The sequence below is a fragment of the Pelomonas sp. KK5 genome, assembly GCF_001984095.1.
In the GTDB taxonomy this organism is placed as follows: Bacteria; Pseudomonadota; Gammaproteobacteria; order Burkholderiales; family Burkholderiaceae_C; genus KK5.
Genome location: NZ_LYVQ01000182.1, coordinates 1 through 13,357, shown reverse-complemented (window position 1 = coordinate 13,357; position 13,357 = coordinate 1). Strand labels below are relative to the sequence as shown.

The 13,357-nt window shown below is 68.5% G+C and carries 12 protein-coding genes and 1 pseudogene; 7 read left to right on the top strand and 6 right to left on the bottom strand.

All coding sequences use genetic code 11. The features are described 5' to 3' along the window. The 3 genes and pseudogenes from B0W88_RS33790 to B0W88_RS23325 form a co-directional block, all read left to right on the top strand. Window positions 1–204: pseudogene (locus B0W88_RS33790) on the top strand (xylulokinase); the annotation flags it as partial. A 12-nt stretch (window positions 205–216) separates the two neighbouring features. After that, window positions 217–1,509 carry a xylose isomerase gene (xylA, locus tag B0W88_RS23330; protein ID WP_077037019.1) on the top strand — a complete coding sequence of 431 codons (1,293 nt, stop codon included), beginning with the start codon at window positions 217–219 and terminating at the stop codon, window positions 1,507–1,509. A gap of 81 nt (window positions 1,510–1,590) precedes the next feature. Next, a complete protein-coding gene (locus B0W88_RS23325) occupies window positions 1,591–3,531 on the top strand; it encodes a bifunctional diguanylate cyclase/phosphodiesterase (RefSeq protein WP_077037018.1) in 1,941 nt (646 codons plus the stop codon). Here the strand turns inward: B0W88_RS23325 and murI are convergent. Beyond that, a complete protein-coding gene (gene murI, locus B0W88_RS23320) occupies window positions 3,428–4,282 on the bottom strand; it encodes a glutamate racemase (protein WP_077037017.1) in 855 nt (284 codons plus the stop codon). The two genes, B0W88_RS23325 and murI, sit on opposite strands and share 104 nt — an antisense overlap. A 188-nt stretch (window positions 4,283–4,470) precedes the next feature. Between murI and B0W88_RS23315 the strand changes: the two genes are divergently transcribed. From B0W88_RS23315 to B0W88_RS23300, 4 genes are all read left to right on the top strand, one after another. Then, window positions 4,471–5,220 carry an electron transfer flavoprotein subunit beta/FixA family protein gene (locus tag B0W88_RS23315; protein WP_077037016.1) on the top strand — a complete coding sequence of 250 codons (750 nt, stop codon included), beginning with the start codon at window positions 4,471–4,473 and terminating at the stop codon, window positions 5,218–5,220. A 22-nt stretch (window positions 5,221–5,242) separates the two neighbouring features. Next, window positions 5,243–6,175, top strand: coding sequence for an electron transfer flavoprotein subunit alpha/FixB family protein (locus B0W88_RS23310; RefSeq protein WP_077037015.1), 933 nt, complete (start codon window positions 5,243–5,245; stop codon window positions 6,173–6,175). Window positions 6,176–6,250: 75 nt separating this feature from the next. Continuing rightward, a complete protein-coding gene (locus B0W88_RS23305; RefSeq protein ID WP_077037014.1) occupies window positions 6,251–8,038 on the top strand; it encodes an acyl-CoA dehydrogenase in 1,788 nt (595 codons plus the stop codon). A 17-nt stretch (window positions 8,039–8,055) separates the two neighbouring features. Continuing rightward, complete coding sequence (locus tag B0W88_RS23300; RefSeq protein ID WP_077037013.1) at window positions 8,056–9,018, top strand: nitronate monooxygenase family protein; 963 nt, start codon at window positions 8,056–8,058, stop codon at window positions 9,016–9,018. Here B0W88_RS23300 and B0W88_RS23295 read toward each other — a convergent pair. The 5 genes from B0W88_RS23295 to B0W88_RS23275 form a co-directional block, all read right to left on the bottom strand. Beyond that, window positions 9,011–10,579: an ABC transporter substrate-binding protein gene (locus B0W88_RS23295; protein ID WP_077037012.1), complete on the bottom strand. Its 1,569-nt coding sequence runs from the start codon at window positions 10,577–10,579 to the stop codon at window positions 9,011–9,013. The two genes, B0W88_RS23300 and B0W88_RS23295, sit on opposite strands and share 8 nt — an antisense overlap. Then, entirely contained in the window at window positions 10,576–10,878 is a 303-nt protein-coding gene (locus B0W88_RS23290) for a hypothetical protein (RefSeq protein WP_077037011.1), read from the bottom strand. Before B0W88_RS23290 ends, B0W88_RS23295 begins: the two co-directional genes overlap by 4 nt. After that, window positions 10,844–12,016 carry a hypothetical protein gene (locus B0W88_RS23285; protein WP_077037010.1) on the bottom strand — a complete coding sequence of 391 codons (1,173 nt, stop codon included), beginning with the start codon at window positions 12,014–12,016 and terminating at the stop codon, window positions 10,844–10,846. The genes B0W88_RS23290 and B0W88_RS23285 overlap by 35 nt, the downstream gene beginning before the upstream one ends. Before the next feature lie 5 nt (window positions 12,017–12,021). Next, on the bottom strand, window positions 12,022–12,867 hold the full coding sequence (locus B0W88_RS23280) for an isopenicillin N synthase family oxygenase (protein ID WP_077037009.1): 846 nt from the start codon (window positions 12,865–12,867) through the stop codon (window positions 12,022–12,024). A 19-nt stretch (window positions 12,868–12,886) separates the two neighbouring features. Continuing rightward, on the bottom strand, window positions 12,887–13,357 hold a 471-nt coding region (locus B0W88_RS23275), incomplete at its 5' end, for a methyl-accepting chemotaxis protein (protein WP_233151821.1).

Below are 13,357 nucleotides of genomic sequence, written 5' to 3'. Positions count from 1 at the left end.
GTGGCCGAGAGCGAGATCGGCTGCGCGCTCGGTGCCGCCCGGCTCGCTCGTCTGGCGGCCGGCGTGCCGCTCGGCGACCTGGCCCGTCCGCCGCGCGTGCGCAGCTACGAGCCGCGCCCGCAGCGCACGCAAACCCATGTCGAACGCCACGCCCAGTGGCGCAAGCTCTATCCGGCGCTTGCCGGCCTGTCGTCCACCCGCTGAGGATCCCTTGCCATGAGTGCCCCTAACGCCTATTTCACGCTGACCGAACCGCACCAGTTCCAGTACTACCAGCCGCAGCGCATGGTGCTGGGCAAGACGATGGAGCAGCAGCTGCGCTTTGCGATCTGCTACTGGCACAGCTTCGTCTGGCCGGGCCTGGACCCCTTCGGCGGCGAGACCTTCATGCGCCCCTGGCACGCCGCCGGCGGCGACCCGATGGAGCAGGCGCACCACAAGGCCGACGTGGCCTTCGAGCTGTTCCGCCTGGCCGGTGCGCCCTTCTTCACCTTCCATGACCGCGACATCGCGCCCGAGGGCCAGACCTTGCGCGAATCGAACCTCAACGTGCGCCGCATCGGCGAGGTGTTTGCGAGGAAGATGGCCGACAGCGGCATCAAGCTGTTGTGGGGCACGGCCAACCTGTTCTCCAACCGCCGCTACATGTCCGGCGCGGCGACCAACCCCGATCCCGAGGTCTTCGCCTACGCCGCGGGCCAGGTGAAGAACGTGCTCGAGCTGACGCACGAGCTGAAGGGCGAGAACTACGTGCTGTGGGGCGGCCGCGAGGGCTACGAGACGCTGCTGAACACCCATGTCGGCCGCGAGCTGGACCAGCTCGGCCGCTTCCTGAACCTGGTGGTCGAGCACAAGCACAAGATCGGCTTCAAGGGCGCGCTGCTGATCGAACCCAAGCCGGCCGAGCCGACCAAGCACCAGTACGACTACGACGTCGCCACCGTCTACGGCTTTCTCAAGCGCTACGGCCTCGAGAAGGAGGTGCAGGTCAACATCGAGCAGAACCATGCGCTGCTGGCCGGCCATACCTTCGAGCACGAGATCGAGATGGCGCACGCCCTGGGCATCTTCGGCTCCATCGACATGAACCGCGGGGACGAGATGCTGGGCTGGGACACCGACCAGTTCCCCAACAACCTGCAGCAGGTGGCGCTGGCGCTGTACCACATCATCCGCGGCGGCGGCTTCACCAGCGGCGGCCTGAACTTCGATGCCAAGCTGCGCCGCCAGTCCATCGACCCGGACGACCTCGTGCTGGCCCATGCCGAGGCGATGGACCTCTGCGCCCGCGCGCTGCTGATCGCCGAGAAGATGATCGCGGACGACCAGCTCAGCGCCCACGTCCGCGCCCGCTACCAGGGCTGGGACGGCGAGCTCGGTCGCGAGATCCTCGCGGGCCGCGTCTCGCTGGATCAACTGGCCGCCACCGTCGAGCAGCAAGGCCTGGACCCGCAGCCCCGCTCGGGCCGGCAGGAGCGGCTGGAGGCGCTGGTCACGCGCTATCTGTAACAGGGCATTTCTCACGCCGCCCGCGATCCTGCGCGGGCCTGCGGTGTATGCGTCGAGTTTGGCTGTTAGGCTTTGTTGCAAATGAATGCCGCGCCCACGAACGACCCGCGCAGCAGTCCGCTCGACGAGGACGAAAACCTGCACGCACGCCGCCTCAGCCAGCTGGGGGTGACGGTGTTGCTGGCCCTCGGCACGGGCAGCCTGATCGCCCTGGTGCGGCAGGACTGGCGCACGCTGGGGTTCATGGCTGCGGCCCTGCTGCTGGTCGGCGCCAGCCTGGCGCTGACGCGGCGCCGGCGCATCCAGCCGGCGGCGCTGCTGATGCTGTGGACGCTGGCGGTGATCGCCACGCTGGCCATGTGGACCAACCAGGGCATCTACAGCCCGGCGCTGCTGGTCTATCCGGTCGTGCTGGTGATCGGCAGCATGCTGGTGCGCCGCGGCCAGCTGCTGGCCTTGCTGGTCTTCATGGCCCTGTGCCTGGGCGGCATGACCTGGCTCACCGAGACCGGCCGCCACCAGTTCGAGCTGAGCCCGCCGACCTACGGCGTGCTGGCCTATGTGCTGACCATCCTGGGCGCCTTCTCGGCCGCCATCCTGCTGCTGGCCGGCGACCTGCGCCGCGCGCTGGCGCGGGTGCGCACCGAGGTGCAGCGGGTGCAGGAGAGCAGCGAGCAGCTGCGCTACCTGGCCGAGCATGACCAGCTTACCGGGCTGCCCAACCGGCGCCTCGGCAGCCTGCTGTTCGAGCAGGCCATCGGCACCGCGCGGCGCAACGGCACGCTGCTGGCCGTGATGTTCGTGGACCTGGACAACTTCAAGAGCATCAACGACAGCTTCGGCCATTCGATCGGCGACGACTTCCTGCGCCAGGCGGCCGAGCGGCTGCGCGCCGCGGTGCGCAGCTCCGACACGGTGTTCCGCCAGGGCGGCGACGAGTTCCTGATCCTGCTGCCCGACGTGCGCGATGCCGCCGCCGTCTCCGCCGCGGCCACCCATGTGCTGGCCGGCATGTGCCGGCCCTACACGGTGCGCGAGATCACCGTCAGCAGTTCCTGCTCGATCGGCGTGGCGATGTTCCCGGGCGAGAGCCACGACTTCGAGACGCTGGTGAAGAAGGCCGACCTGGCCATGCACCACGCCAAGGACGCGGGCCGCAACGCGATCCGATTCTTCGACGAGGCGATGAACGCCGACATGGTCGAGGACCTGATGCTGGGCACCGGCCTGGCGCAGGCGCTGGAGAAGAACGAGCTGAGCCTGCACTTCCAGCCACAGCTGGATCTGGCCAGCGGCCGGCTGCTTGGTGCGGAGGCGCTGCTGCGCTGGCAGCATCCGGAGCTGGGCTGGATCCCGCCGGCCCGCTTCATCGCGCTGGCCGAGCGCTCGGGGCTGATCGTCGAGATCGGCCAGTGGGTGATCGACCAGGCCTGCCGCCAACTGCGCGCCTGGGCAGACGCCGGCCTCGGGCACCTGGTGCTCTCGATCAACGTGTCGACGATCCAGTTCAAGCGCGGCACGATCGATCTGGTCGTCAACCAGGCGCTGGACCGCCACGGCATCAACCCGGCCAGCCTTGAGCTGGAGGTGACCGAGTCTGCGCTGATCCACGACGCCGAGACCTTCGTCGCCACGCTGGCGCGGCTCAAGAGCCTGGGCGTGGGCCTGTCCATCGACGACTTCGGCACAGGCTACTCGAACCTGTCCTACCTGCAGCGCTTCGAGGTGGACAAACTGAAGATCGACCAGTCCTTCGTCCGGCGGCTGAGCCAGAGCGAGCCGGATCAGGCGATCGTGCGCGCCATCGTGCAGATGGCCAAGAGCCTGAAGCTGCAGACCACCGGCGAGGGCATCGAGGACCAGGCCACCGCCGCGCTGCTGCGCGAGCTGGGCTGCGACCAGGGGCAGGGCTACCTGTTCAGCCGCCCGCTGCCGCTGGCGCAGTTCGAGCGCTTTGCGCGGGAGCATCCGCGGGCGGCAGGGACGATGCAGGCAGGTTCGGCCAGCCCAACGCCCGCCTGACGAAGTCGGCCAGCGCGGCGGGATCGCCGCTGCTGGCGAGGTGGATCGCCGCTGGCCCCTCGGTGGCCGCCTCGTGCCACAAGCGCGCCGCCTGACGCGCGACCGCGCCCTCGATGTTGAGCAGTTGCACCTCAGGTCCGAGGGTACGCTGCAGCGCCGCCTGTACCAGCGGGTAATGGGTGCAGCCCATCAGCACGGTGTCGACCCGAGCCTCGCGCAGCGGCGCACACAACTGCGCGAGCAGCGCATGCAGCGCGGGCGTGTCCAGCTCGCCGGCTTCGATCAGGTCGACCAGGCCGGGACAGGGCTGGGCGACGATCTGCTTGCCTTCGGCATGCCGCTGCAGCAGCGACTTGAAGCGCTCGCTGGCGATCGTCGCGGGCGTGGCGAGCACGCCGATGCGGCCGTTGCGGCTGGCGGCGACTGCCGGCTTGATGCCGGGTTCGGTGCCGACGATCGGAAGCGTCGGCCAGCGTTCGCGCATCGCCGCGATCGCATGGGCCGTGGCGGTGTTGCAAGCCACGACGATCAGGCGCGCGCCCTGGTCGAGCAGGTATTGAGTGATCGCCAGGCTGCGCGCGGCGATGTAGTCGGCGCTGCGCTGGCCGTAGGGCGCATGGGCCGTGTCGGCGACATAACGCAGATCCACGGCGGGGAGTTCGCGGCGCAGTTCGCGCAGCACGGTCAGGCCGCCGACGCCGGAATCGAACACGCCGATCGAGGGGCGGGGCAGGGGAGTCGTCTGGTTCATCAGTCCTTCAAGTCTAGCCAAGGCGCGCTTCTCCGGCTGCGAAGGACGGCCGCTGCCAGAGCGTGGTTAGAATCGAACGATCGTGCTTTTTTATGTGACGCTACTCGAAAAGGGTGGCGCGACCGGCGGATCGCACCCGTAGAATCCGCAGTTAACGTAAACGTCAATTAGCCCCCCTGGAGACTTCGATGAAGGTTTTGGTCCCTGTCAAGCGCGTGGTCGACTACAACGTCAAGGTGCGCGTCAAGAGCGATGGCACCGGCGTGGATATCGCCAACGTCAAGATGTCGATGAACCCCTTTGACGAGATCGCCGTCGAAGAAGCCGTCCGCCTGAAGGAGAAGGGCGTCGTCACCGAGATCATCGCCGTGTCCTGCGGCGTGACCCAGTGCCAGGAAACCCTGCGCACCGCGATGGCCATCGGCGCGGACCGCGCCATCCTGGTCGAGACCGACGTGGAACTGCAGCCGCTGGCCGTGGCCAAGATCCTGAAGGCGCTGGTCGACAAGGAACAGCCGCAGCTGGTGATCCTGGGCAAGCAGGCGATCGACGACGACTGCAACCAGACCGGCCAGATGCTAGCCGCGCTGGCCGGCCTGCCGCAAGGCACCTTCGCCTCCAAGGTCGAAGTGGTGGACGGCAAGGCGAACGTAACGCGTGAAGTCGACGGCGGCCTCGAGACCGTGTCGCTGAGCCTGCCGGCCGTGGTCACCACCGACCTGCGCCTGAACGAGCCGCGCTACGTGACGCTGCCCAACATCATGAAGGCCAAGAAGAAGACGCTCGACGTGGTGAAGCCGGCCGACCTGGGCGTGGACGTCGCTCCGCGCATCAAGACGATCAAGGTCGAGGAGCCGCCCAAGCGCGGCGCCGGCATCAAGGTGCCGGACGTCGCCACGCTGGTCGACAAGCTCAAGAACACCGCCAAGGTCATCTAAAGAATTCCGGAGACTCATCAACATGACCGCTCTCGTCATCGCTGAACACGACAACGCCCACATCAAGGGCGCCACGCTGAACACCGTGACCGCTGCCGCTGCCTGCGGCGGTGATGTCCATGTGCTGGTGGCCGGCGCGAATGCCGCCGCTGCTGCTGCCGCCGCCGCCCAGATCGCCGGCGTCGCCAAGGTGCTGCACGCCGACGGCGCGCAACTGGCGGACGGCCTGGCCGAGAACCTGGCCGCGCAAGTGATCGCCATCGCCGGCGACTACAGCCACATCCTGTTCCCCGCCACCGCCTCGGGCAAGAACGTCGCCCCGCGCGTCGCCGCGCTGCTGGACGTGGCCCAGGTGTCCGACATCACCAAGGTGATCGCCGCCGACACCTTCGAGCGCCCGATCTACGCCGGCAACGCGATCGCCACCGTGCAGTCGTCCGACGCCAAGAAGGTCGTCACCGTCCGCACCACCGGCTTCGACCCGGCTGCCGCCACCGGCGGCTCGGCCGCCGTCGAGACGCTGAGCGCCGCTGCTGATTCCGGCAAGAGCACCTTCGCCGGTCGTGAAGTCACCAAGAGCGACCGCCCGGAGCTGACCGCCGCCAAGATCATCGTCTCGGGCGGCCGCGCGCTGGGCTCGAACGAGAAGTTCATGGAAGTGCTGACCCCGCTGGCCGACAAGCTGAACGCCGCGCTCGGCGCCAGCCGTGCCGCCGTCGACGCCGGCTACGCCCCGAACGACTGGCAGGTCGGCCAGACCGGCAAGATCGTCGCCCCGCAGCTGTACATCGCCGCCGGCATCAGCGGCGCGATCCAGCATCTGGCCGGCATGAAGGACTCCAAGGTCATCGTCGCGATCAACAAGGATCCGGAAGCCCCGATCTTCTCGGTGGCCGACTACGGCCTGGAAGCCGACCTGTTCACGGCCGTGCCGGAACTGGTCAAGAGCCTGTAATTCCGCTATTGCATTGAGCCCCGGGGCGCCCGACTTCACGGTCGCGGCGCCCTTGTCGTATCTGGAGACATCACCATGACCTACCGCGCCCCCGTCAAGGACATGCTGTTCGACATGCAGGCCCTGGCCGGCCTCGAGCAGCTGACGCAAGCGATTCCCGCCTTCGCCGACCATGGCCTCGAGACGGCCGCCGCCGTGCTGGAAGAGTGCGCCAAGCTCAACGAGGGCGTGATCGGCCCGCTGAACGTCGAGGGCGACAGGAATCCGTCGTGGTTCAAGGACGGCGTCGTCACCACGACGCCCGGCTTCAAGGACGCCTTCCGCCAGTTCGCCGAGGGCGGCTGGCAGGGCGTGCAGCATCCGGAGGACTTCGGGGGTCAGGGCTTGCCCAAGACGATCGGCTCGGCCTGCGCCGAGATCGTCAACGGCGCCAACCTGAGCTTCGCGCTCTGCTCGATCCTGACCGACGGCGCCATCGAGGCGCTACTGACCGCCGGCTCCGACGAACAGAAGGCTCTGTACCTGCCCAAGCTGATCGACGGCACCTGGACCGGCACGATGAACCTCACCGAGCCGCAGGCCGGCTCCGACCTGGCCCTGGTGCGCACCCGCGCCGAGCCGCAGGGCGACGGCAGCTACAAGGTCTTCGGCACCAAGATCTTCATCACCTACGGCGAGCACGACATGGCGGACAACATCGTCCACCTGGTGCTGGCGCGGGTGACCGGCGCGCCGGAGGGCGTGAAGGGCATCAGCCTGTTCATCGTGCCCAAGTTCATGATCAATGCCGACGGCAGCAACGGCGCCCGCAACGACGCGCACTGCGTGTCCATCGAGCACAAGATGGGCATCAAGGCCAGCCCGACGGCCGTGCTGCAGTTCGGTGACCACGGCGGCGCGATCGGGTACCTGATCGGCGAGGAGAACCGCGGCCTCGAATACATGTTCATCATGATGAACTCGGCCCGCTACGCGGTGGGCCTGCAGGGCATCGGCCAGGCCGAGCGCGCCTACCAGAAGGCGGTGGACTACGCCCGCCAGCGCGTGCAGTCGCGCCCGGTGGACGGCTCGGCCAAGGCGGCCGTGACGATCGACCACCACCCCGACGTGCGCCGCATGCTGATGACGATGCGCGCGCTGACCGAAGGCAGCCGCGCGCTGGCGATCAACGCCGCCGCCGCCTACGACACGGCCCATCACCATCCCGACGCCCAGACCCGCGCCGAGGCCCAGGCCTTCTATGAATTCATGGTGCCCCTGGTCAAGGGCTACAGCACCGAGATGAGCCTGGAGGTGACGGACCTCGGCGTGCAGGTGCACGGCGGCATGGGCTTCATCGAGGAGACCGGCGCGGCCCAGTTCTACCGCGATGCCAAGATCCTGACCATCTACGAAGGCACGACCGCGATCCAGGCCAACGACCTGGTCGGCCGCAAGACTATCCGCGACGGCGGCGCCTTCGCGCAGGGCGTGGCCGCGCTGATCGAGGCGACCGAGGGCGAGCTCGCCGCCAGCGGCACGCCGGCCGCGCTGGCCGTGCGCAAGCAGCTCGCCGCCAGCCGTGCGGACTTCCTCGCCGCCGTGGCCTACATCGCGTCGCAAGGCAAGGCCAACCCGAACGCTGCCTACGCCGGCTCGGTGCCCTACCTGATGCTGGCCGGCAACCTGGTGGCCGGCTGGCAACTGGCCCGCTCGCTGCTGGCGGCCGAAGCCCGCATGGGCGAAGACCAGCCCTTCATGAGCGCCAAGGTCACGACCGCGCGCTTCTACGCCGAGCACATCCTGCCGCGCACCGGCGCGCTGCGCGCGGCCATCGTGGAAGGCGCGGACAGCGTCACCGCGCTGCCGCTGGACGCTTTCTGATCACGGAGACATAGAACATGCCCCTGCCCCAGGTCCTTCAGAACCTGCCGCTGCCGATCATCGCCTCGCCGATGTTCATCGTCAGCACGCCCAAGCTGGTGATCGAGCAGTGCAAGGCCGGCGTCGTCGGTTCGATGCCGGCGCTCAATGCCCGCCCGGCCGAACTGCTCGACGAATGGCTGCGCGAGATCACCGAGACCCTGGCCGCCTACAACGCCGCCAACCCGGACAAGCCCGCCGCCCCGTTCGCGATCAACCAGATCGTGCACAAGAGCAATGACCGGCTCGAGCACGACATGGCGGTCTGCGCCAAGTACAAGGTGCCCATCATCATCACCAGCCTCGGCGCCCGCGAGGACATCAACGCGGCGGTGCATGGCTGGGGCGGCATCGTGCTGCACGACATCATCAACAACAAGTTCGCGAAGAAGGCGATCGAGAAGGGCGCCGACGGCCTGATCGCCGTGGCGGCCGGCGCCGGCGGCCATGCGGGCGTCAAGAGTCCCTTCGCGCTGATCCAGGAAATCCGCGAGTGGTTCGACGGCCCGGTGGCCTTGTCAGGCGCCATCGCTACCGGCGACGCGGTGCTGGCGGCTCAGGCGATGGGCGCGGACTTCGGCTACATCGGCTCGGCCTTCATCGCCACCGAAGAGGCCCGCGCGGTGGAGGGCTACAAGCAGATGATCGTGAACAGCAGCAGCGACGACATCGTCTACAGCAACCTGTTCACCGGCGTGCACGGCAACTACCTGAAGGGCTCCATCGTCAATGCCGGCATGGACCCGGAGAACCTGCCCGAGAGCGATCCCTCCAAGATGAACTTCGGCGGCGGCGAGAACGCCGCCAAGAAGGCCTGGAAGGACATCTGGGGCAGCGGCCAGGGCATCGGCGCGGTGAAGGCCATCGTGCCGACGCGCGAGCTGGTGGAGCGCCTGGTGCGCGAGTACCAGGCTGCTCGCGCCCGGCTGAGCCTTACTTGATCGTTGTAAAGCGCGCCTCCGGCCGGTCGTTGGAGCGATAGAGCGTCTCGACGCTCGTCTTCATCGCCCACGGCCGCACCTGGTGGTGCAGCGGGATGAACAGGTATTCGTCCCGCTGCCGCAGCAGCGCCTCGCGGATCAGCGCATTGCGCTTGGCCACGTCGGTCTCGGTCTTCATCGCGTCGATCAGCGCGTCGAGCTTGGCGTCGCTGACCTTGGAGAAATTGAAGCTGCCGTCCTGCCCGCCGCTGCGCGTGCGGGCCAGCGCCTGCAGCTGGTAGAGCGCATCGAAGGTCGAGGTGCCCCAGCCCAGCATGTACAGCGGTGCCTCGCCGCGCTGGAAGGTCTGGCTGTGCAGCGTCATCGGCTGCGCCACCAGCTTGGCCTTGACACCGATCTTCGACCACATCGACACCACGGCGATGCAGATCTGCTCGTCGTTCACATAGCGGTTGTTGGGGCAGTGCAGCGGGATCTCGAAGCCGCCCGGGTAGCCGGCCTCGGTCAGCAGCTTCTTGGCCCTGTCGTAGTCCACCTTCAGCGGCTGGTCGATGTCCGGCGTGTTGCCGTTGACGCCCGGCGCCACCATGATGCCCGCCGGGATCGAGAGGCCGCGCATGATCGTGCGCTTGATCGCCTCGCGGTCGATGCTGATCGACAGCGCCTCGCGCACCCGCTTGTCCTTGAACGGGTTCTTGCCCTTCACGCTGGCGCCGGGCAGTTCCTCGCTGCCCTCGTCCATCGCGAAGAAGATGGTGCGGACCTCGTTGCCTTCGAGCATGCGGATCTTCGGGTCGCCCTTGAGCCGGGCCACGTCCTGCGGTGGCACGTCGCTGACCATGTCCACGTCGCCGGAGAGCAGGGCGGCCGCGCGGGTCGGCTCGGACTTGATCGGCAGATAGGTGAGCTCGGTGATGTTGCCCTTGTTGGTGTCCCACCAGTCCTTGTTGGCGACCATCGTGATCTTCTGGTCCGGCATCCAGGCGGTGATCTTGTAGGGCCCGGTGCCCATCACGTTGCGGGAGGCGTAGTTCTCGTCCTTGGCCTTGAAGTCCTGGATGTTGGTGCTGCGGTTCTTCTCCGCCCATGCCTTGCTCATGATGCGGAAGTCCACCAGGTTGCGCAGCAGGATCGGGCTGGGCGCATCGAGCATCAGGTCCACGGTCAGATCGTCGACCTTGACGATCTCGCGGATGCCGGAGACATAGATCTGCAGCGTGCCCTGCGGCTGGCGGATGCGCTTGAACGAGAAGACCACGTCGTCCGCGGTGAAGGGCGTGCCGTCATGGAACTTGACGCCCTTGCGCAACTCGAAGCGCACCTGCGTGGGGCTGATATAGGTCCATTTGCTTGCCAGGCAGGGCTCGACCTGGAACTTGGCGTCGTAGCGGGTGAGGCCTTCGTAGGCGTGCTGCAGGATCGCGTGGGTGGTGGCGTGGTCCTGCGAGTGCGGGTCCAGCGTCAGCACGTCGTTGGTGGCGGCCCAGCGCAGCGGGACGGCCTGCGCGGCGCCGGTGGCAAGGCTGAGGGCGAGGATCAAGGACTTCAGACACGTCGTCATTCAGGATCTCCCTTGGTGGTTTCGGTCTCCAGGCTGCAGTCGCAGCCCTGGCCGGCGGCAATCCAGCGGCCAACCATACGCCGGATGATCGTCGGGCCCGTCATCAGGCCGCAGACGTAACGCATTTGTCCGTCTGACCAGCGCAACGCATTGCAAGCACCGTGCCGCTTCAGGCTCACGACCACGCCGACCGGGCAGGGCTCCGCGAGGCAGCAGATGCCACAACCATTGCAGGTCTGGCCCTCGGGCGGCTTCGGCGGCGCCTCAGCGTGGATATGGATGACCTGGTGCCGCGCCATGATGGTGGGCCAGCCAGTGCCGGCCGAGCTGGAACTCCAGCACCGCGGCGGTGCCGATGATGCAGGCGCCGGCGATCAGGCGCTGGTGGTCGTCGAGCGCCTGCGTGGCCCACCAGAACAGCGCCAGCGTGCCGAGGCGGAACACCGCCAGCGTGCCCTCGCGCGCGGCGATGCGGTCGCCGACGGCGCCGTGGATGTCCAGGGCCCGCTGGTTCAGCACATGCTCGCTGGCGGCCCAGAAGGGGCTGACGACCGCCTGCAGCAGCAGGTAGGCGATGAACAGCCGCGGCCAGGCGGCGCTGGCGCCAAGCAGTGCGGCGGCAGCCACGATGCCGCAGCAGGCGATGCGCATCCAGCCGACCCGGTTGCCGCTGTGCCGCCGGCTGCGCATCGCGCGCAGTGCCAGCGCACCCGCGAGCGTGGCGGCGCTGGCGGCCCAGCCGTAGTCGCTGGCGCTCTCCAGCGACTGCATGGCGCCGCTGGCGGTCAGCACCATCGTGATGCCGATCAGTCCGGATTCGAGCAGGAACAGCGGCAGGCTGTCGCGGTAGGCGGCCTGGCGCAGCACGGCCAGCGGCCGCTCCAGCCGGATCGGCGGGGCCTCGGGCAGGTGGCGGCCGGCCAGCAGCACGCCGGCGCCGCTCACCAGCGCGAACAGCGCATAGACCGGCCGGCGCGCATCGCCCGAGGCGGCCAGCAGCCCGCTCCCCGCCAGCGTGCCGGCCAGCGTCACGCCGACGGCCAGCGCGATCACATGGGTGGCGTAGCCGTCGCGCTCGGCATTGCCCAGCGCCTGCAGCTCCAGCCAGTGCCGCGCGCCCCAGGTGAAGCCGAGAAAGCCGCCGATGGCCAGGGCCAGCAGGTCGGGCCGGCCGTCGGCCCACCAGAGCAGCGCCGCCGGCAGCGCAAAGCCCGCCTGGGCGAGGCGTGCCGCCTTCAAGGGCATGCGCATGCCGGCGGCGAAGGCCAGGACCAGCGACAGCCCCGCCGTGCCATACATCAGCGCCGCATAGCGCGCCACCGCAGCGGCACCATGGCCGGCATAGACGAAGACGCCGGCGAAGGCACCCAGCGACGCCACCGCCGCCTGCAGCGCGACGAAGGGCCGCATCCGGCGCTCGAAGTTCGAGACGACCATCGGGGTCAGGTCTTGACGCCCAGCTCGCGCAGCCGCTCCATCAGATATTCGTGTGCGGTGTAGCGCTCCGACAGCACGACGTCCGGCCGCGGATGCAGGAACAGCGGCAGCGAGATGCGGCTCTTGGTCGCGCCCTCGCCGGTCGGATTGACCACGCGGTGCTGCGTCGACGGGTAGTAGCCGCGCGAGGCCTCCTCCAGCATGTCGCCGATGTTGACGATCAGCATGCCGAAGTCGCTCGGCACGTCCAGCCAGGCGCCGTCCTTGGCCTGCACCTGCAGGCCGGGCTCGTTGGCGGCGGGCAGGATGGTCAGCAGATTGATGTCGCCGTGCGCCGCGGCGCGCAGCGAACCCGGCGGCTCCGTGCCGGTCAGCGGCGGGTAGCGCAACACGCGCAGCAGCGTGAGGCGGCTGTCCTCGATCATCCGGGACAGCGGCTCGCTGTAGTGGCGCGAGATATCGGGCGGCGTGTGCCGTTCGACCCAGGACAGCAGCTCGCCCGCCAGCGCGTTGGCCTGCTCGTAGTAGGCCATCGCGTCGGCCTTCAGCGAGGGCGGGATGCGGCCCCAGGGGTAGATGTGGAAGTACTCCTTCAGGTCCTTCTGCGTGTGGCCCTTGGCGGTCTCGGAGATGGCGGTGGAGAACCAGCCGTCCTGCGTCTCCGGCGAGAAGGCATAACCCTGCTTTTCAGCGCCATCGACGAAGAAGGCCAGCCAGTCGGCATAGATCTTCTCGACCAGGGCCTGCGGGATCGGATGGTTCACCAGCACGCCGAAGCCGGTCTCGTGCAGCGAGCGGGCGAACTGCTCCGGCGCGCCCGGCGCGCGGTAGTCGACGACCTGGACTTGCATCTCGGCTCTCCTGTACGGTTCAGCGCCGCGCGGCGACGCGGAAGGTCTGGACCATGCCGGCCAGCTGCAGCGCATGTTCGCGTAGGCTCTCCGCGGCGGCGGCGGATTCCTCCACCAGCGCCGCATTCTGCTGCGTCATCTGGTCCAGCTGGTTGACCGAGTTGCCGATCTGGCCGATGTCCGCGCCCTGCTTGGCGGCCGCCCCGCTGATCTCGCCGATGATGTCTCGCACCCGCTGGACGCTGCCGACGATCTCGTTCATCGTCGTGCCGGCGGATTCCACCAGCTGTGCGCCCGCGTCCACCCGCTCGACCGAGGCGCCGATCAGCGCCTTGATCTCTCTGGCGGCCGCGGCGCTGCGCTGCGCCAGCGAGCGCACCTCGGAGGCCACGACCGCGAAGCCACGCCCCTGCTCGCCGGCCCGGGCCGCCTCGACGGCGGCGTTCAGCGCCAGGATATTGGTCTGGAAGGCGATGCCGTCGATGGTGCC

Coding starts and splice junctions, on each gene's coding strand:
- xylA (WP_077037019.1), top strand. CDS start 217: ATGAGTGCCCCTAACGCCTATTTCACGCTGACCGAACCGCACCAGTTC.
- B0W88_RS23325 (WP_077037018.1), top strand. CDS start 1,591: ATGAATGCCGCGCCCACGAACGACCCGCGCAGCAGTCCGCTCGACGAG.
- murI (WP_077037017.1), bottom strand. CDS start 4,282: ATGAACCAGACGACTCCCCTGCCCCGCCCCTCGATCGGCGTGTTCGAT.
- B0W88_RS23315 (WP_077037016.1), top strand. CDS start 4,471: ATGAAGGTTTTGGTCCCTGTCAAGCGCGTGGTCGACTACAACGTCAAG.
- B0W88_RS23310 (WP_077037015.1), top strand. CDS start 5,243: ATGACCGCTCTCGTCATCGCTGAACACGACAACGCCCACATCAAGGGC.
- B0W88_RS23305 (WP_077037014.1), top strand. CDS start 6,251: ATGACCTACCGCGCCCCCGTCAAGGACATGCTGTTCGACATGCAGGCC.
- B0W88_RS23300 (WP_077037013.1), top strand. CDS start 8,056: ATGCCCCTGCCCCAGGTCCTTCAGAACCTGCCGCTGCCGATCATCGCC.
- B0W88_RS23295 (WP_077037012.1), bottom strand. CDS start 10,579: ATGACGACGTGTCTGAAGTCCTTGATCCTCGCCCTCAGCCTTGCCACC.
- B0W88_RS23290 (WP_077037011.1), bottom strand. CDS start 10,878: ATGGCGCGGCACCAGGTCATCCATATCCACGCTGAGGCGCCGCCGAAG.
- B0W88_RS23285 (WP_077037010.1), bottom strand. CDS start 12,016: ATGGTCGTCTCGAACTTCGAGCGCCGGATGCGGCCCTTCGTCGCGCTG.
- B0W88_RS23280 (WP_077037009.1), bottom strand. CDS start 12,867: ATGCAAGTCCAGGTCGTCGACTACCGCGCGCCGGGCGCGCCGGAGCAG.